This is a genomic window from Achromobacter sp. (assembly GCF_032102605.1).
Classification (GTDB): Bacteria; Pseudomonadota; Gammaproteobacteria; order Burkholderiales; family Burkholderiaceae_B; genus Achromobacter.
This window is the reverse complement of record NZ_DAMDGT010000002.1, coordinates 594,072-612,915: the sequence shown is the minus strand read 5'-3', so window position 1 is coordinate 612,915 and position 18,844 is coordinate 594,072. Positions and strand designations below refer to the sequence as shown.

Genomic DNA, 18,844 nt, shown 5'->3' with positions numbered 1-18,844 from the left:
ACCTCGGTCAGACGGCGCGGTGATACACCGCTTCCACGTTGTACCCGTCGGGGTCCAGGACGAACGCGCCGTAATAGTTCGGGTGGTATTGCGGGCGCAGGCCCGGCGCGCCGTTGTCGCGGCCGCCGTCGTCCAGCGCCGCGCGGTGGAACGCGTCGACCTCGGCACGGCTCCTCGCGCGAAATGCCACATGCACGCGTGGGGTGCTGGGCGTGCCCTGGTGGATCCAGAATTCGCCGCCCGGATCGCCGGCGTCGTCGGGCTCGCCAATCCCGAAGCCCATGCCGGTGGCCAGCGCCTTGCGCGGCACATAGCCAATGGCCGCGAGCGCGCTCAGGTAAAAGGCTTCGAATTGCAGCGCCGGCCATACGCAACGGCTCGAGCCATTGGCCGGCCGTCTTTTAGCTTCCGTGATACCCGAACCGCAAGCCGCCCAGGACATGCGTGCGCACGGCTTCATTGAAGGGATAGGTATAGGCCTGGCCCACCACGACCACATGCGCGATGTTGGCCAGCACGCGGCGGCGCATGGCCTCGCCCAATGACTCGTCGTCGCGGCAGGTGTCGGCGCGCGACATCTGCTGGAACAGGTCGCTGCGCGTGATGCCGTTCTGCATGAACGAAAACGCCGTCCACACGCACACCAGCGTCAACACCAGCGCTACCGGCGGGACGATCGCGGCGCGCGCGGCATCCTGGCCCAGCTGATAGTGCGGGCCGCCGTGCGCAAAGTCCGCAAGGCTGGCGGAGAAGCGCGGCATCGCTTCGTCGACGGCGCGGTCCAGCATGCTGTCGTACAGGCGCTTGAAACTGGCCGCGTCCGTGTAGTTCGGCGCCACAGGCATGTTGGCCGGCACCATCAAGGTCTGGCGCAACAGCTTCTGCACGCCGGGGCTCGCAACGAAGTCCTCGTACGGCAGCCCACTTGGCCGGGAGGTCCCAACATCGATGGGTGGCCATACTCCATATTGGGCATGCGGACGCAATCCGCCGGGCGTAACGTCAGGTGTTAAAGCCGAAGGCCTGAATCGGTACTGCACCGAGCTCAGGCTTCTTGACTTGACTGCACCTTCCCTTTGCCTTGGCTCCGCCAAGACCCCGGAGACGACGATGAGCGACTATGGCAAGAGGCTTCTCTCTAAAGGCATGTCGGGCGCTGATGTCGAGGAACTTCAAATACGCCTGGCCGGGTTCCGCGGGACGCTCCCGGACGGCGAGTTCGGACCTGGCACTGAATTGCAGGTCACCAAGTTCCAAGCCGATGTGATGAAACAGAGCTCGCCCAGTGGGGAGGCAGACAGCCTGACACTCAAAGCCATTGACGAATTCGCGGATCGGTTTCCCATCGATTTTTCTCGATTGAAGTGTCGTTGCGGCAAGTGCGAGGGGTTTGGCCGAGGCAACTTCAAGGGCAAGTACCTCGGCAATCAAAAGGTCGAGGCATTCCACCTCTACGAATATCCAGGCATTCACCGCATGCTGCTCTGGGCGGTACGAGCTGCACATTTCTACATGCCGGAGCACCGCTTCACCTTCAGTTCTGGCTATCGCTGTTCAGTCGACAACCAACAGCATCACCGCAACACGACCAATCACTGCGGGAAAGCGGTGGATCTGGACATCAAGCTCGAGCGCGGTGAAAACAAGCAAGACGATCTCATTAAGTGCCGTGTGGTCCGGGGGAAGCTGGTTGAGCTGTCAAACGCCCAGATCGGATGGACCGCCAAGAATCGGAAGTCTCTGGAGCCAGACAATGTGGCTCCCACTTGGGTTCATTACGACGTTCGATCCTATGAGCCGAAATATCTTGCGGATCGCTACTTTTGTACGGACTTAGCTGCGCTGAACGCGCGTGTGCCGATATCGTTCTGAGGCCTTGTGCGCCGCAAATTGACGTTCACCAAGGGAGTCCCTGGGCGAACCTGCCGTCCCTTTGCTTGTGCAGTAGCCAGCATCCTTGTGTCCGTATCCCGGGTCTTTGCACTCGTTGTCGGAGGCTGTCAATGGTGATCACACTGAACGAAGCGCGTGTCGCACAATCCAAGGCAGCAATCGAGCCAGACTCCGAGCTGGAAGCGCTCGCGAATCCGTCACGAGATTACATGGCGGAAGAGCCTCCACCACCTTCCGGCGTATTCGAGATCGCGCTGGTCTTGGCGGGCGGCATATCGGCAGGAGCGTATACCGCAGGGGTCTTCGACTTTCTTATTGAGGCGCTGGACGCCTGGGAACAGGCGAAGCGGGATCAGCCGGATAACGTTCCCAGTCATAGTGTCAAAATAAAAGTCGTGTCCGGAGCGTCCGCTGGTGCGATGACAGGCGCCATTGCTGCGTCAGCGTTGCGGTATCGGTTCCAGCACGGCGAGCCGCAACAGCCGGAGGCAAACCCGTTCTATAAGGCCTGGGTCAAGGATATCGATATCGGGCATCTGCTGAAAAGGCTTGACCTGAACACCCCCAGTCAGGCCATCGCGTCATTGCTTGATTCGACAAGCCTGGACCGCATCACGCAGGACGCGCTCGGCTATCGGGGACCGCCGGTCGTGCGACCGTACATAGAGGGTGGTGTCCGATTTATTTTTGCGCAGGCCGGTCTGCGCGGTATTCCCTACTATCTCAACTTTCGCGGACACGCCTCCACGGGCCTGCGCATGTCCACCCATCGGACTTATCACAGCTTCTACGTCCCGTATGGACACCGCGGGCGTCCACGACCCGATGACGAGGTGCTGGACGTGCGTGACACCAGTCAGTCCGCACCGAATGATTCGGGATGGCGCAATCTTGGCAATGCCGCTTTGGCGTCCGGCGCATTTCCGGTGGGGCTGCGTGCGCGCGAAGAACTTCGCCGCCCGAGTGACTTGGAGTGGCGATACGCCGCCGTCGCAGGGAATTACGTCAAGCTCGTTCCGGCTTGGTCGCAACCTGTTAACGGCTTGGCGCCCGCGCCGCCGCAGGACTATTACGCGGAGTTTGTGGTGGATGGTGGCGCCATGAACAACGAGCCTTTGGATTTTGCTCGCACGGAGTTAGCCGGTTTGCTCGGCCGCATAGAATCCTCCGGAGGCAAGGCTCAGCGCACGCTGGTCCTTGTCGACCCGTTCCCCGATCAACCGATCTTGGACTTTCGCAACCGCGATGATAAACACAAGGGCGACCTGGAATCGATCTGTCTGAAGCTGGCCGGCGCGTTCAAGAGCCAGGCAAAGTTCAGCCCTGGCGATCTAGCTCGCGCCTTGCATCCGTCCGAGTACAGTCGCTTTCTGCTTGCTCCAAGCCGTAAACCCGATAACGCTCCGGACGGCTGGTTGCCGCCGCCTGTGCCAATGGCCAGCGCATCGTTACAGGGTTTCGGAGGATTTCTGGACGAGAGCTATCGCAGGCACGACTACCTCCTTGGGCGACGAAACTGCCAGCAGTTGTTGCGATTTCACTTCGGACTCTTGCGCGAGAACCCCGCGTTTATGGCACGTGACGCCGCGGTCAACGCGAAATATTCCCAGGAGATGGAGAATCGAGACGAGTTCGCCATCATCCCGCTGATCGGCTCCTTGGCCGAAACTTTGCCCCTGCCCGACTGGCCGAGTCAGCCCATCGCTCTTAATGCGGTGGTTAGCGCCGCCTACCGTCGAGCAAAGGCCGTGGGCAACGCGCTTGCGCGGCGACGTGGCCTAAGCGCTCATATATTTACGAAGTTAGGCTTTGTATTCTTCGGATGGAAGCTGAAGCGGGCGGTGAGGAAGCTCATCGCCGACGACCTGAAGGCCAAGGAGTTGCCTTACTCTTTATCGTGAACGAACGGGCGCGGAACGTGCATCCCTTTATGGTGAGGGAGGGGAGATGAGAACGATATCGGCATGGTTGGTGGTCGGGGTTGGCTTGGTGGGCCTGACCATCGGCTATATGAGCGGTGGATCTAGTACACCGGTGGCCGGCGTCGCCATCCCAGTGATATTCGGCTTGATGGCAACTGTATTCGCTGTGCTGCAGGCGAAGAAAGACCGTAGCGACGCTTCAACACTGCCCGAGCCAGCGCCCCCGGCGGACGATCATCGCTCCGAGAGCGGCAAGACTGCGGCCCTTCCCGATCTTCATCCGCATCGCAACGTGGGGGTCTGTCTGGTGGTATTTTCACTTGGCTTCCTGGCTGGTGCCCACACCGGCGCATACGTGCGCGTGCATGAGCTGATGCGTCCGCGCCCCTCGGCGCCCATGCTGCCCTGGAAGGAGGGAGATGACCAACCACCCAGCGTGGAATCGGCGCTCCAATGGGTGGCCGTGCAACGTGAACTGGTGAGCTTAGGCTTCGACGAAAGACAGATCGACTCGTTCTACCGCATCCAGGTGAAGGAATGGGCGAATCGCGCCGCTATTGGCGCTTGGGTGAACAGCCCCAGTCTCCTGATCCCTTGGAAAGGGGAATCACCGGCCGGGCCGCTCGTTCCTTTTCGTAAATCCGATAAGGGGTGGCCGTTCGCGTTCACGTTTTGTCAAAAGGTGAACGGCAGCGTTGCGCCAGACTGTCATTCGCCTATTGATAAGGATTTGCTTGGTTCCCACCTCAAGTCACCGGGGCCTTTTTTCGATTGGCAAATTCGAGCATGGTGACATTGCGCTAGAGGGCGGTTGCCACCGTGACACTGCAGCATCCTGGTGGTGTCGTGTATGGCAAGGCAAGCGCTTTCGGATTGACATCTGTCGCATTCTGGTCCCGTATCTCTGTAAAGAGAGATACCGCTGAAATCACACAGCCCCGTGTCACACCGCCTCGACGTTGTAGCCATCGGGGTCCAGGACGAACGCGCCGTAATAGTTCGGGTGGTACTGCGGACGAAGCCGGGGCGCGCCGTTGTCGCGGCCGCCGGCGTCCAGCGCCGCGCGGTGGAACGCGTCGACCTCGGCACGGCTCCTCGCGCGAAATGCCACATGCACGCGTGGGGTGCTGGGCGTGCCCTGGTGGATCCAGAATTCGCCGCCCGGATCGCCGGCGTCGTCGGGCTCGCCAATCCCGAAGCCCATGCCGGTGGCCAGCGCCTTGCGCGGCACATAGCCAATGGCCGCGAGCGCGCTCAGGTAAAAGGCTTCGAATTGCAGCGCCGGCCATACGCAACGGCTCGAGCCATTGGCCGGCCGTCTTTTAGCTTCCGTGATACCCGAACCGCAAGCCGCCCAGGACATGCGTGCGCACGGCTTCATTGAAGGGATAGGTATAGGCCTGGCCCACCACGACCACATGCGCGATGTTGGCCAGCACGCGGCGGCGGATGGCCTCGCCCAATGACTCGTCGTCGCGGCTGGTGTCGGCGCGCGACATCTGCTGAAACAGGTCGCTGCGCGTGATGCCGTTCTGCATGAACGAGAACGCCGTCCACACGCACACCAGCGTCAACACCAGCGCCAGCCCCGCCGCGCGCGTCGCGGTGCGGCCGGGTTGCTGGCCGGCGGGCGTGCGCAGCCACACAATCAGTTTGGCGATGAGATACAGCAGTTTGGCGAAGTGGCCCACGGCGCCCAGCAGCGAAAACAACAGCGCCACCGGCGGGACGATCGCGGCGCGCGCGGCATCCTGGCCCAACTGATAGTGCTGGCCGCCGCGTGCAAAGTCCGCAAGGCTGGCGGAGAAGCGCGGCATTGCTTCGTCGACGGCGCGGTCCAGCATGCTGTCGTACAGGCGCTTGAAGCTGGCCGCGTCCGTGTAGTTCGGCGCCACGGGCATGTTGGCCGGCACCATCAAGGTCTGGCGCAGCAGCTTCTGCACGCCGGGGCGCGCCACGAAGTCCTCGTACGGCAGCCCAGGCGGTATGGCGTCGCCTTCCACGTGCACCGTCTTGCTGCGCATGGTCCTCCAATACTGCTGCGCCACGGCTTGATTGAAGGTGGCGCGGTCGTGCGTCTGCCAATCGCCCGGCACCGGCACGCGCTTGCGCACGTCCTGCACCACGCGGGCCTGATAGCGCGCCGGCACGTTCTCGGGCGTCCAGCCGCGACGCGACAAGTTGCGGCGGTAGTCGCCCCAGGCCCGATCCTGCTCGCGCGCCAGGTTGATGTCGTTGGCAACGGGCACGCCCGCGTACTTTCTCCATCGCTCGGCGACGGACTGCATCACGCTGGTGTACACCTGGTGATAGCCGCGTATGCCTGGCGCCGTCATGCGCACCTCGCGGTCATCGAAAGTGAAGGTCTTCATCTGGCGTTGCAGGTCGGTGCGGATGACCTGGCGCTTCTTGGGTTCGACCTTTTCGTCCAGGTTGTCGATGTTGGACAGCAGCACCTGGAACACGGCCAGGAAGGCCTTGCCCTCGGGCCGCGCATAGACGTCGTCGTCGACCAGCCCGTCCAGATGCAGGTCGCCCTGCACCAGCGAGCGTTGCAGCAAACCCGAGTTGGTGGCGACGCGGCGGAAGTCTCCATCGCGCGTGTCCACCAGCACATTGACCAGCATCTTGATGGCGCTGAACACCAGCAGCGCGGTCAGGACGCAGGCAACGGCGATCTTCAGGTAGGACGGCCGGCCGCCCGTGGAAAGACGGCGCGTCAGCAGCAATTGCAGCACCACCAGCGCGGCGGCGATGCCGGACAGCGTGCGGCCGAAAAATTCCAGCTCTTCGATGTCATGCGGCGTGGCGCGGCTGCCCACCACGTCCAGCAGCCGGGCGTTGAATCCCAATTCAAAGCTTAGGTAGATCACCGTCAGCACGATCAGGAACAGGATCTGGCGAATCTGGGCTTGCCTCACGTTCAGTCCCTCAGGTCGATTCGGGTCGAGGTGATTTCCTCGTCAGGCAGTTCCAGTTGGGACGGCGTGCGCGATGCGCTGGCGGAAGCCCTGGGTCCGCCGGCAGCCGCGGGTGTCGTATCGGGCCGGGCCGACGACGCCGCGCCCGGGTTCGCAGGAGCGGCCGTCGCGGGACCGGCATTGCGGCCTGCCTGCGTCGTGGCGCCGGGTTTGCCTGCGGCGGCGGGTTTGGCGGATTTGCCGGACTTGCCCGATTTCGCGGCGGGCGCTGCGGGCGGCGGATAGACACCGTACCGGCGCAGCGAGTCCTGGTAGCCGGGCGGGTACAACGATTCGTCGGCAAACGGCTTGGCGCGGGGGTTCAGGCCCGCCACCGATTTCACGTTGCCTCGGCGCATGCGGCCGTCCTGCGTATAGACGAAGCGCTCGATGGCCGAGCCCTTCGGGAAATCGAAGGTCAGGGCGCTGCGATCGTCCTGCGCCAGCACGACCGGACGGTCGCGGCAGTTGCCGACGTCCCACGACAGCACGTCGGATCCTTCAATGGCCAGCACGGTGTAGCGGTAGTCGCAATTGCGCCGCTGCGTCTCGATGACGACGACCGTGCGCGAACCAATGTTTTCGGTGCGTGCAATGCGGGCCAATTCCGCATTGTTCAAGGGCACCACGCGTTGATTGCCCGACAGCTTCACCGAGAAGTTCTTGCCTTCGCGGCGCAGCGTGCCCTGGCCGCCGTCCTGCAACGGAAATTGCCCGATCTCGGTGCCGAACAAGGCGGCGGTATCGACGCTGTAGACCAGGTTGCCGCGGGAATTGGTCTTGACCGCGCAAGCGGAAAGCCCTCCCATCAAGAGCAGCATGGTCATCAGGCGGAGGATCAACGAGCGGGACAAGAGCGGGTGCATCGACATCAATGTTTCGCGGGTTGCCGGGGAGCAACCGGGCGCAATTTCGGCCAAAGCCCTGCAATGTATCGCAAAGTTACAGCGCAGGGCCAGGCTTGTTTCAATTCCGACCGGTGCCGTTGGCGCTGACCGGACTTAGTTTTTCCGAAGCTCCACCGACGCTTTGACAAGTTCGGTGACGCCATGACGGATGACCGAAATGCAGCGCGCGATGATGCCGCGCAGCAGCGCCTCGTCGGGCGGCGTATTGGCGGCCGCCACAAAGCCCTCCACCGATGCGGACACCCGCCCGGGCTTGCCTTCCTGGTCATCCTGCAAGGTCAGCTTCACCGCCTTGCTGCCGTTGTTGACCGCGCTGATGATGTCCAGCAGCTGGGTGCGGCTCACGTGGAGGTCGTTGGCTTCCATGAAGCTGGGGTAGACCAGCCGCAGGAATTCCGGGTCCGATTCGCTCAGGCTGAAGTACATGATGCCCATGTCGGGATGGCGAAACACCACGTCGCCGTCGTCGTCGATGCGGGCGACAAAACCCAGCTCACTTTGCACCACGGTTTGATAAAGGGCGGACAGCGTGTGGGGGGTGGACATGGATCAACGGCTCCGTTGTGGGTGAGTTTGAAATGGACTTGCCCTTGCTACGCACGGGACGCAGAAAGGTTCGAAAGAAATTCTGAAAAAGCGCAAAGCGATAAAAAAGGCCGCCGATGATAAACCCGCGGCATCAGATGGATCGAACCTTTTGCGATGCCGCGCGTAGTGAAGGGCATCGGCGGCGCGCTTGATTTCCCGTATTTGCGCGGCTAAGGTGCCGCTGCCCTGATCCCGGCAGGCTGCTGCGCGTCCTGCATGCCGATCCGTGCGAATGACAAGGAGCACCATGACGACGAATTCCAAGGAGCCGGCAGGCCGGTTGAAACGACGGCGGATGCTCGCGGTATTGATCAGTGCGGGCGTGTGGACCTTGCATGCGGGCGCATGGGCCGCGGCCGATCTGACAACCGGTCCGGAGGCCGGACCCGTCACTGGCCAGGCTTCCAGCGCCGCGTCCCCGTCCGGACACGGACCTGCGCCCGCGCCGGATCGCGATCTCGTCAAGGCCCGCATGAATGAATGGGAATACGAGATCGAGCGGGGCGCGCTATATGTGGATAAGCCGGGTCTCGAAGAGTTGGCGGCGCGCGCCGAGGCGGGCGACCTGGTCGCCATGACCACGCTGGGCCTGATCGCCGAAAACGGCGAGCATGCGCCGCGAGACTACGCGGCTGCCGCCCGCTGGTATCAACGCGCCGCCAGCGAGGGCTTCGCGCCCGCACAGACCTACCTGGGCGAACTCACCGCGACGGGCCGGGGCGTGCCCAGGAACTTCGACGCGGCGGAGCATCTGTTTCGCGACGCCGCTGAAGCGGGCCATAGCCGCGCCGCGATGGACCTGCTGGACCTGCGCGTGCGCATGGGCGAAACGCCGGATCCGAGCGAATGGGTTGCCGTGCTGTACGACATCGGCCGCCGTCCCATCGGCCTGCCCACGCCGGGCGTACCTGCCATGCAGGGTACGCCCGACCTGCCGTGGATGGGCGTGCCGAATGCGCGTGGGGGCGGCCGGCGCTGAGTGCGCCAGGGAGGGTTGGAACGATGTCGTGGATGGGCGCTGGCGATCAGCGCACCGCGAACCAGTCCCCGTGGAGGTTGCCGTTCATGCCGCAAAAGGGCGGGCCGAAGCCGACGTCCTTCTCGCCCGGGGGCGGGGTTACGCGAGCCACCAGCACGGCGCCGCGGCGCTTCAGCGTGAGGGTCCAGGGGGGACCGTCCTGATAGGTGACGGTCAGGGCATCGCCGGACACCACGGCCTTGCCGCTCAGATCGCAGACCCAGCGGCCGTTGTAGGGCTGCGCCGAGTTGGCTGCCACCTGCAACTGGCCATCGGCGCCTTGCGTGATCTCGATTTCACCTTCGATGTTTCTCCACTTGCCGACAAAGCCGGCTGCCGGCTGCGGGTTGATGGACTTCAGGAATTCCAGGCGGTAACGCATGGTGTCGGTGAGCGCCTGAAACGGGGTGCTTTGCACATAGGGCTCGGCATAGGCGTTGTCGCGCACGCTCAAGAAATAGCGTTGATCGTCAGCCAGCGATTTGGCCGCTTCGGCGTCGAGTTGCCCGCGCACCGCTTTGTATTGCTTCGCGATGGCCGCGTCCTGGTCACCGAGCTTCCAATTGCCGCACAGCGATTTTTCGACCGGCGTTGCGGCCTTGGCGCAATTGAAAGAGGGGGCAGCCATTGCGCTGCCTGCCATGGCCAGCGATGTAGCAAGGACCAGACGACGGATCATGGTGTGAAGCTCTCCAGTGTTTGTACGGATTCGGCCAGCCTGCCGGCGCCGGGAGAGCGCAGTTTACCGGTGTGACCCTTATTTTGAGAAAGGCTGAATCACGCGGGAGCGCGCACGATTACGTGCTGTCACGGCCGGATTAGGGTAAGAACCTGAAAAGTATAAAAAAATGGTTGTTTTTGCGGAATATTTACCGGTATTAATACCCTTGAGGTATTTATGCGGACTTCCAAAGTATTGGACGGTGGTGTTTGCCTGGTCATATAACTCATCCCATGACCATCCCGCAGCTACCGCCACACATGTCCGCAGCCACCATCGAACGCGTCGAAACCTCCCTCGTCGATCTTCCCACCATCCGCCCGCACAAGCTGTCCGTGGCGACGATGTACGGGCAGACGCTGATGCTGGTGAAGGTTTATTGCAGCGACGGCGTGGTGGGGATCGGAGAAGGCACCACGATTGCCGGCATGGCCTATGGGCCGGAAAGCCCCGAGGCCATGAAGCTGTCCATCGACGCTTATTTCGCGCCGGCGATGATCGGTCAGGACGCCACCCGCATCCAGGCGTTGATGGCGCATCTGGGCAAGTTGGTCAAAGTGAACCATTTCGCCAAGAGCGCGCTGGAAACCGCGCTGCTGGACGCGCAGGGCAAGCGCCTGGGCGTGCCGGTCAGCGAGTTGTTGGGCGGGCGCCGGCGGGACCGCCTGCCCGTGGCCTGGACGCTGGCTTCCGGCGACACCGCACGCGACATCGCCGAAGCCGAGAAAATGCTGGAGGCGCGGCGCCACCGCATTTTCAAGCTGAAGATCGGGGCGCGTGATCCCAAGGTCGACATCGAGCACGTGGCCGCCATCAAGAGCGCACTGGGCGATCGCGGCGCGGTGCGGGTCGACGTCAACATGGCCTGGAGCGAGACGCAGGCGGCGTGGGCCATCCCTGCGCTGGCGGCGGCCGGGTGCGAGCTGGTGGAACAGCCGGTGGCCAGCGCCGAAGCGCTGGCGCGGCTGATGCGCCGGTTCCCGGTGGCGCTGATGGCCGACGAGGTGCTGCAAGGCCCGGACACAGCATTCGAGATCGCGCGCCGGCACGGCGCCGACGTGTTCGCAATCAAGATCGAACAGAACGGCGGCCTTTTTGCGGCCCAGCGCGTGGCGGCAATCGCCGACGCGGCGGGCATCGAGCTCTACGGCGGCACGATGCTGGAAGGCGCGATCAGCACGGTGGCGTCGGCCCACCTGTTCGCCAGCTTCGCCAACCTGCAATGGGGCACCGAGCTGTTCGGGCCCTTGTTGATCACCGAAGAAATCCTGGTGCAGCCGCTGGACTACAGCGACTTCGAACTGACCGTGCCCGCCGGCCCGGGTCTCGGCATCGAACTGGACGACGCCAAGCTCAAGCGCTTCACCCGCGACGGGCTGGTCAAGGTCACCGACAAGAAGCACTGATCAACACGGAATCCGCGGCACGGCCCGCACACAAATAACCCACTGGAGACAGACATGAGCCTCGACATATTCAACAACAAGGAAGTGCAGGACCTGCTGAAGGCCGCCACCAACCTCGAGGGCGGCGACGGCAATCCGCGTTTCAAGCAGATCGTGAATCGGCTGTTGAGCGACTTGTTCAAGGCCATCGACGACCTGGACATCACGCCCGACGAGGTGTGGGCGGGCGTGAACTACATCAATCAACTTGGCCGCGACGGCGAAGCCGCGCTGCTGGCCGCAGGCCTGGGGCTGGAAAAGTACCTGGACATCCGCATGGATGAAGAAGACAAGCGCGCCGGCCTGGAAGGCGGCACGCCGCGCACCATCGAAGGCCCGCTGTACGTGGCGGGCGCGCCGGTGCGCGAAGGGGTCTCGCGCATCGACGTCAATCCGGATGCCGACGCGGGTCCGCTGGTCATTCGCGGCATCGTGAGCGACACCACCGGGGCGCCCTTGGCGAACGCGCTGGTCGAGTGCTGGCATGCCAACTCCAAGGGCTTTTACTCGCACTTCGACCCGACCGGCGCGCAGACCGAATTCAACCTGCGCGGCGCCGTCAGGACGGGTCCGGACGGCAAGTATGAATTCCGCACGCTGATGCCCGTGGGATATGGCTGTCCGCCGCAGGGCGCCACGCAGCAACTGCTGGACGCGCTGGGCCGCCACGGCAACCGCCCGGCGCACGTGCACTTCTTCGTCAGCGCCGACGAACACCGCAAGCTGACGACGCAGTTCAACATCGAGGGCGATCCCCTCATCTGGGACGACTTCGCGTATGCCACGCGCGAAGCGCTGATCCCGCCGGTCGTCGACAAGACGGGCGGCGAGAAACTGGGCCTGAAGGCGGACGCCTACAAAGAGATCGAATTCAACTTCGTGCTCACGGGCCTGCTGCAAGGCAAGGACAACCAGCTCGTCAATCGCCTGCGCGCTTCCGCCCAGGCGTAATCCAGGCGGCGTCGCAGGCAGGCGACGCCGCCTTCAAACATCCATACCGATAACGGGCTCCACAGGAGCCCCGGGGAGACTTTCATGGCGGCAACGCTTTCCATTCCAAGCCTGATCGACAAAGAGCGGATGGGCGCCTTCCAATGGCGCGTCCTGGCGCTGTGTTTCCTGATCGCGCTGTTCGACGGTTTCGATACGCAGGCGATGGCATTCACGGGACCGGCCATCCTGGCGGCGTTCAAACTGCAGGCCGGCGAGCTCGCGCCGATCCTGACGGCCGGCATTGTCGGCATGACGGTGGGCGCCATGCTGCTGGGCCTGGTGGGCGATCGCATCGGCCGTCGGCCCGCCGCCCTGATCGGCGTGGCGGTATTCGGACTGGCCACCTTGGTGACCGCGGCGGCCACCGAGACGTGGCAGATTCTGGCGCTGCGCTTCATTGCGGGCCTGGGCATGGGCGGCTGCACGCCGATCGTCCTGGCGCTGGCCGCCGAATACGCGCCGGCTCGCCTGCGCGGCACCGTCATCACCGGCGTGCTGCTGGGTTTGCCTGCCGGCGCCATGCTGGGCGGGCTGTTGGCTGCGCGTATGCTGCCCGTGATCGGCTGGGAAGGCATTTTCGTCGTGGGCGGCGTGGCGCCGCTGTTGCTGCTGGTGGCGCTGGCGCTGCTGCTGCCCGAGTCGCTGCAATTCAAGGCGATGCGCGGCGACGCTGCGGGCCAGGGGTACGTCGCCCGCATTCTTGCCAAGATCTCGCGCCAGCCGCTGCCGGCCGGCGCGCGTTTCACCGTGCCGGAAGACGCCACGATCCGCGCCAGCGTGAAGGCGCTGTTCGCCGAAGGCTATGCCCGCAAGACCTTGGCGATCTGGTCGGTGTACCTGCTGAACTGGGTGGCGTGGTTCATGCTGCTGTCGTGGCTGCCGACCGTGCTGAAGGCCGCCGGCCTGCCGGCCGACCAGGCGCCGATGGGCACCTTCACCGTGAACCTCGTGTTCATCATCTGCGCCTTTCCGCTGTCGTACCTGATGCCGCGCGTGCCGACGCGTTCGCTGCTGATCGCCATGTTCGCGCTGGGCATCGCGGTGGCGTTGGGCCTTGGATATGCGGGCACGGACTGGACCCTGGTGTTCATCCTGATCGGCGCCGCAGGCCTGGGGATCGGCGGCCAGCAACTGGCGCTGAACTATCTGGTCGTCGGCGCCTATCCGACGGCGCTGCGCGCCACGGCGACAGGCTGGTCCATCGGCATCGGCCGCGCCGGCGCCATCATCGGCTCGGCCATCGGCGGCAGCTTCCTGGGCTGGTTCGGGCCTTCGGGCTTCTTCATGGTGCTGGCCATCCCGCTGGCGGGCGCGTTGCTGGCGGTGCTGGCCGTGGATAACAAGTCGTCGCAACCCGCGCCGGGCGAGCTCTCGCGCGCGCACTGATCTGGAACCTGCATGAATCGCTTTGAAAATCAGATCGCGCTGGTCACCGGCGCGGCCCAAGGGGTGGGCCGCGCCACCGCCAAGCGCCTGGCGGCCGAGGGCGCCACCATGGTGGTCGTGGACCGCGCCGCCGAACTGGGCGAAGCCGTGGCCCGCGAAATCCGCGAACAGGGCGGCCAGGCGTCGTTCATCGATGCCGACCTGGAAACGCACGCGGGCGCGCAGCGCATGGTGCAGTACGCGATGGACCTGCATGGCGCCATCGACGTGGCCGTGCACAACGTGGGCGGCACGATCTGGATGAAGCCGTTCTGGGAATACACGCCGGACGAGATGCAGCGCGAGGTGAACCGGTCGCTGTGGCCCACGCTGTGGTCATGCCGCGAGGTGATACCGGTCATGCGCAAGCAGGGCCGGGGCGCCATCGTGAACGTTGGCTCCAACGCCACGCGCGGCATCTACCGCGTGCCGTACTCCGCGTCGAAGGGGGGCGTCCATGCAGCCACCGTCTGCATGGCGCTTGAGTTGGCCGAAAGCGGCGTGCGCGTGAACTGCGTGGCCCCGGGCGCCCTGGACAACGGCGTGCGGGCGATCCCGCGCAACACCGCGGAGCCTTCCGAACAGGACCGGATCTGGCAGGGCGAGATGTACACGGACTGCCTGGCGGGAACGCCGATGCACCGCATGGGCAGCATGGATGAGGTCGCCGCGGCCATCTGCTTCCTGGCGGCGCCAGAGGCCTCGTACATCACCGGGCAGGTGATGTACGTCGCTGGCGGGCACGTGGGCTGACCGTCGCCTTGGAAAGCAAAAGGCCGCTGATGCGAATCAGCGGCCTTTTTATCGTCCCGTGACGCCAGAGGAGGGGGCAGCCCGACTAGGCCGCGTGCGCGGCGTGCGTCTGGACAGCTGCGCCCAGGTGGCTCATCGGACCGGGCAACGCGCCCGCGCCGGCGCGCGGGCGGGTTTGCGGCTTTGCCTCGCGGGTCAGGCGGCGGACGGTTTCAAGGACGTCGTCCGGGCTGGCGGGTTTGCGCATCAAAACCGCGCGTCCTTCGCACGCTTCCATGATCTCGTGCTCGGGCCGGCCGCTCAGCACCAGCACCGGGGTCTCGTGCAGATAGGCGTTTTCCCGCATGGCGGTCAGCAAAGCGCGGCCATCCATGCCCGGCATGGACAAGTCGGTGATGACCAGGTCCGGTCGCAGGTCGATCATTTGTTGCAGGGCGGTCAGGCCGTCCGTGTGGGTCGTGACGTCATACCCTTCGCTGCTCAGGAACTCGCTCATCAGGGCGACCAGCGTGGGTTGATCGTCGACCAATAGAATTTTTTTCATGATATCGGTGCCGTGGCGGCGGCAGTTTTCCGGAAAGGAAGCGCCAGCGCTTGAAGGCGGAATCCTAGGGCATGGACGGCCTGGAGTGGTGTCGTAGTTGTATCCAGTAGAAACTGGGGTCGGTTCGGGGGCCTGTATAGTTCACCAGTTCGAACGATATGCAGGGCAGCTCTCCGTCCCTATAATTTTTCGGACTCCAGCATTGCGCAAGTCGCGCGTTTCCCCTGAATTGGTAACCGACCCCCATGCAGAAATCGACGCAGGCCGCGAGCCGCTTCCGCTTTCCCCGCACCCTGATGGCCGGCTTTGCGCTGGCGGCCCTGGCCACCCTTGTCATCGCTTTCGTCAACGTGCGTTCCGCAGAGACCCGTGCCCGGGCTGTGGGGTCCATGGACCAGGCCACCGAGACGTTGCGCCAATTGAACCTGTTCAATTCGGCGTTGAAGGACGCCGAAATCGGCCAGCGAGGCTACCTGCTGACGGGCGATCCGTCTTACCTGCAGCCATACCTGCGCTCGGTGCCGCTGATCGAACAGCGCCTGGGGGTGGTGAAAGAAGCTGCTGAGCGGGATGTCGCGCAGCGTCGGATCGCCAACGATATCGCGGCGATCACCCAGCAAAAGCTGACCGAACTGCACAACACCATCGAGATGCGCAAGGCCGGCGATGTGGAAGGCGCGCTGGCCGTCGTGCGCACCGATACGGGCAAAGACGCCATGGACCGGCTGCGCGATCTGGTCGCCGACCTGTATGCGCGCCAGATGACCCAGATCGAGGATGAGCGGGAAGCGTGGGCGCAGGCGGCTGCCACGTCCACCTATTACTCGTGGGGCGGAGCACTGCTCTTGCTGGCCCTGATTCTTGCCTCGGCCGCGATGACCATTCGCGAATACCGCGCGAAGGCGCGCCAGGCTTGGGTAACGGCGGGAATGTCCGGCCTGGGTTTGCGGCTTCGGGGCGACCTGCGCCTGGAGGAAATCGGCAAGCGGGCGCTGGACTACCTGGCCGATTACCTGGGCGCGAGCGTTGGGGCCGGCTATGTGGTCAATGGCGGCGACGACCTGGAACTGTTTGGCGGCTATGCGTTGCCGGCCGAACGGCTGGCGCAGAAGATCCCGCCGGCGCAAGGATTGGCGGGGCAGGCGGCCACGTCCCGCAAGCTGTTGCACGTGCGCAATGTCCCGGCGGGACACTTCGAGGTTTCGTCGGCTACGGGCCGTTCCAATACCGCCGAACTGGTCGTGGCGCCGGCCATGCAGAACGAGCGCGTCTATGCGGTGATCGAGCTGGGCTTCAATCACCCGGTGGGCGACGCCGAACGCATGCTGCTCGAAGGGGCGTCCGAAATGCTGGCGTCCGCGATCCGCGCGGGCCGGGACCGGAGCCGCCTGGAATCCCTGCTGGCGGAAACGCAGCGCCAGTCGGAAGAGCTGCAGACTCAGCAGGAAGAACTGCGCGTCAGCAATGAAGAGCTGGAGCAGCAGAGCCGCATCCTGCAGGAATCGCAGGCGCGCATGGAGCTGCAGCAGACCGAACTGGAACAGACCAATCTCAATCTGGAATCCCAGACCGAGCAGTTGTTGCGGGTGCAAAGCGCCCTGACGGACAAGGCCCGACTGCTGACGCAGGCCAGCCAGTACAAGAGCGAGTTCCTGGCCAACATGAGTCACGAACTGCGCACGCCGCTGAATTCGACGTTGATCCTGGCGAAACTGCTGTCGGACAACAAGCCGGGCAACCTGAGCCCCGAGCAGGTGAAGTACGCGCAGACCATTCACGCAGCCGGCCGCGACCTGCTGGCGCTGATCAACGACATCCTGGACCTGGCCAAGATCGAAGCCGGCCAGGCCACGGTGGAAGTCGAGGAGGTGCCGGTCGTCGCGACGCTGCAGCGCCTGCTGGAGCCCCTGCGGCCGCTGGCCACCGAAAAGGGCCTGACGCTCGACCTGGATGTCGCCCGAGACGTGCCGGAATCGCTGCAAACCGACTCGCAGCGCCTGGGCCAGGTGCTGAAGAACCTGCTGTCGAACGCCATCAAGTTCACCGAGCGTGGTTCGGTCTCGCTTCGCGTGGCTCGCGCGCCGGGCAGGATGGTGTCCTTTGCCGTGCAAGACACCGGCATAGGCGTCCCGGCGGACCAGCACGAACTGATCTTCGAGGCCTTCCGGCAGGCCGACGGCAGCACGCATCGCAAGCATGGCGGTACGGGATTGGGGTTGTCGATCTCTCGGGACCTGGCCAAGCTGCTGGGCGGCACGCTGTCCCTGGCCAGTACGCCGGGGCAGGGCAGCGTTTTTACGCTGCTGTTGCCGATCGACCTGCAGGCCGCGCCGGTGGCGCGCGTACGCGCCGCCGAACCGCCCGTGCCCTCGACGCCCGCGGAACCCATCTCGGCGATGCCCGCGGAATCCGTCAAGCCGCCTCCCGCCGCCCCGCTTGCGCAGGCCGCTCCGGAACCGGCGGAAAACTACGGACGCACGATCCTCGTCATCGAAGACGATGAACGCTTTGCGGACATCCTGTCCGACCTGGCGCACGAGATGGGCTTTGGCTGCCTGGCGGCCCATACCGCCACCGACGGGCTCATGCTGGCCGCGCAACGGCGCCCGGACGCCATCGTGCTGGACATGAACCTGCCTGATTTCTCGGGCCTGGGTGTGCTGGACCAACTGAAGCGCAATCCGAATACCCGTCACATTCCGGTGCATATCGTCTCTGTGGCCGATTATTCCCAAGAGGCGTTGGGTCGCGGCGCGGTGGGCTATGCGCTCAAGCCGGTCAAGCGAGACGAGCTGGTCCAGGCGCTGCATCGGCTGGAGGCCAAATTCACGCAGAACGTGCGTCGCGTGCTGGTCGTGGAGGACGACGACCGCCAGCGCGACAGCGTGCGCGAATTGTTGGCGCGCGACGACGTCGAGATCGTGCTGGCTGCGAATGCCGCGACCGCGCTTGAATCGCTGCGCGAGACGACCTTCGACTGCGTGGTGATGGACTTGAACCTGCCGGACATGAGCGGCTACGAATTGCTGCACGAAATGGCCGAACAGGAGAGCGTGTCGTTCCCGCCGGTCATCGTGTACACGGGCCGCGCGTTGTCGGGCGACGAAGAGCAGAAGCTGCGCCGTTTTTCCAAGTCGATCATCATCAAGGACGCGCGTTCACCCGAACGGCTGCTGGACGAAGTGACGCTGTTCCTGCATCAGGTCGAAGCCGATCTGCCGCCGCAGCAGCGCCAGATGCTGGAGCTGGCGCGCAGCCGCGACACCGCGCTGGAAGGCCGCACGGTGCTGGTGGTGGAGGACGACGTGCGCAATGTGTTCGCGCTGTCGAGCATCCTGGAACCCACCGGGCTGCACGTGGAAATCGCGCGCAACGGGCGCGAGGCGCTGGAGGCCCTGGAGCGTGCCGGGGCGGATGGGCATCGGGCCATCGACCTGGTGCTGATGGACATCATGATGCCCGAGATGGATGGCTATACGGCCATGCGCGAGATCCGGTTGCGCGCCGATTGGCGCCGCCTGCCCATCATTGCGCTGACCGCGAAGGCCATGAAGGACGACCAGGAGAAATGCCTGGCTGCGGGCGCGAACGACTACATCGCCAAGCCGCTGGACGTCGAGCGCCTGCTGTCCCTGGTGCGCGTCTGGATGCGCAAGTAGACACCCGCCATCAAC

Annotated in this window: 17 protein-coding genes; 9 read left to right on the top strand and 8 right to left on the bottom strand. The window is 64.3% G+C overall.

What is annotated here, in order from left to right:
- Positions 1-7: 7 nt before the first annotated feature.
- Entirely contained in the window at positions 8-442 is a 435-nt protein-coding gene (locus RT614_RS07590) for a VOC family protein (RefSeq protein WP_313621449.1), read from the bottom strand.
- A complete protein-coding gene (locus tag RT614_RS07585; protein ID WP_313621447.1) occupies positions 402-887 on the bottom strand; it encodes a hypothetical protein in 486 nt (161 codons plus the stop codon). The genes RT614_RS07590 and RT614_RS07585 overlap by 41 nt, the downstream gene beginning before the upstream one ends.
- Positions 888-1,110: 223 nt before the next feature.
- On the opposite strand from RT614_RS07585, the gene RT614_RS07580 reads away from it, so the two are divergent.
- From RT614_RS07580 to RT614_RS07570, 3 genes are all read left to right on the top strand, one after another.
- On the top strand, positions 1,111-1,872 hold the full coding sequence (locus RT614_RS07580; protein ID WP_313621446.1) for a peptidoglycan-binding domain-containing protein: 762 nt from the start codon (positions 1,111-1,113) through the stop codon (positions 1,870-1,872).
- A 131-nt stretch (positions 1,873-2,003) separates the two neighbouring features.
- The gene (locus tag RT614_RS07575; RefSeq protein WP_313621445.1) at positions 2,004-3,794 is read left to right on the top strand and encodes a patatin-like phospholipase family protein; all 1,791 of its coding nucleotides are present in this window, start codon (positions 2,004-2,006) and stop codon (positions 3,792-3,794) included.
- A 46-nt stretch (positions 3,795-3,840) separates the two neighbouring features.
- Entirely contained in the window at positions 3,841-4,608 is a 768-nt protein-coding gene (locus tag RT614_RS07570; RefSeq protein WP_313621443.1) for a hypothetical protein, read from the top strand.
- Between the two features lie 150 nt (positions 4,609-4,758).
- On the opposite strand, the gene RT614_RS07565 is transcribed toward RT614_RS07570, so the two are convergent.
- The 4 genes from RT614_RS07565 to RT614_RS07550 form a co-directional block, all read right to left on the bottom strand.
- Positions 4,759-5,178 carry a VOC family protein gene (locus RT614_RS07565; protein ID WP_313621442.1) on the bottom strand — a complete coding sequence of 140 codons (420 nt, stop codon included), beginning with the start codon at positions 5,176-5,178 and terminating at the stop codon, positions 4,759-4,761.
- On the bottom strand, positions 5,138-6,736 hold the full coding sequence (locus tag RT614_RS07560; RefSeq protein WP_313621440.1) for a hypothetical protein: 1,599 nt from the start codon (positions 6,734-6,736) through the stop codon (positions 5,138-5,140). The genes RT614_RS07565 and RT614_RS07560 overlap by 41 nt, the downstream gene beginning before the upstream one ends.
- A 2-nt stretch (positions 6,737-6,738) precedes the next feature.
- Positions 6,739-7,602, bottom strand: coding sequence for a hypothetical protein (locus RT614_RS07555; RefSeq protein ID WP_313621438.1), 864 nt, complete (start codon positions 7,600-7,602; stop codon positions 6,739-6,741).
- Positions 7,603-7,776: 174 nt separating this feature from the next.
- Positions 7,777-8,229, bottom strand: a complete 453-nt coding sequence (locus RT614_RS07550) for a hypothetical protein (RefSeq protein ID WP_313621436.1) — start codon at positions 8,227-8,229, stop codon at positions 7,777-7,779.
- A 289-nt stretch (positions 8,230-8,518) separates the two neighbouring features.
- Between RT614_RS07550 and RT614_RS07545 the strand changes: the two genes are divergently transcribed.
- Positions 8,519-9,250 (top strand): tetratricopeptide repeat protein, encoded by a 732-nt coding sequence (locus RT614_RS07545; RefSeq protein ID WP_313621434.1) that lies wholly within the window; start codon positions 8,519-8,521, stop codon positions 9,248-9,250.
- 46 nt (positions 9,251-9,296) lie between these two features.
- Here the strand turns inward: RT614_RS07545 and RT614_RS07540 are convergent, their stop codons facing one another.
- On the bottom strand, positions 9,297-9,968 hold the full coding sequence (locus RT614_RS07540) for a lysozyme inhibitor LprI family protein (RefSeq protein ID WP_313621433.1): 672 nt from the start codon (positions 9,966-9,968) through the stop codon (positions 9,297-9,299).
- 302 nt (positions 9,969-10,270) lie between these two features.
- On the opposite strand from RT614_RS07540, the gene RT614_RS07535 reads away from it, so the two are divergent.
- The 4 genes from RT614_RS07535 to RT614_RS07520 all read left to right on the top strand — a co-directional run bounded on the left by RT614_RS07535 (position 10,271) and on the right by RT614_RS07520 (position 14,626).
- Positions 10,271-11,416, top strand: coding sequence for a muconate/chloromuconate family cycloisomerase (locus tag RT614_RS07535; RefSeq protein ID WP_313621431.1), 1,146 nt, complete (start codon positions 10,271-10,273; stop codon positions 11,414-11,416).
- 54 nt (positions 11,417-11,470) lie between these two features.
- Positions 11,471-12,406, top strand: a complete 936-nt coding sequence (catA, locus tag RT614_RS07530; RefSeq protein ID WP_313621430.1) for a catechol 1,2-dioxygenase — start codon at positions 11,471-11,473, stop codon at positions 12,404-12,406.
- 129 nt (positions 12,407-12,535) lie between these two features.
- Positions 12,536-13,834, top strand: coding sequence for an MFS transporter (locus tag RT614_RS07525; protein ID WP_313621570.1), 1,299 nt, complete (start codon positions 12,536-12,538; stop codon positions 13,832-13,834).
- Between the two features lie 12 nt (positions 13,835-13,846).
- A complete protein-coding gene (locus RT614_RS07520) occupies positions 13,847-14,626 on the top strand; it encodes a 1,6-dihydroxycyclohexa-2,4-diene-1-carboxylate dehydrogenase (protein ID WP_313621428.1) in 780 nt (259 codons plus the stop codon).
- An 85-nt stretch (positions 14,627-14,711) separates the two neighbouring features.
- Here the strand turns inward: RT614_RS07520 and RT614_RS07515 are convergent, their stop codons facing one another.
- A complete protein-coding gene (locus RT614_RS07515) occupies positions 14,712-15,170 on the bottom strand; it encodes a response regulator (protein WP_313621427.1) in 459 nt (152 codons plus the stop codon).
- Between the two features lie 245 nt (positions 15,171-15,415).
- On the opposite strand from RT614_RS07515, the gene RT614_RS07510 reads away from it, so the two are divergent.
- A complete protein-coding gene (locus tag RT614_RS07510; RefSeq protein ID WP_313621425.1) occupies positions 15,416-18,829 on the top strand; it encodes a response regulator in 3,414 nt (1,137 codons plus the stop codon).
- Positions 18,830-18,844 lie beyond the last annotated feature (15 nt).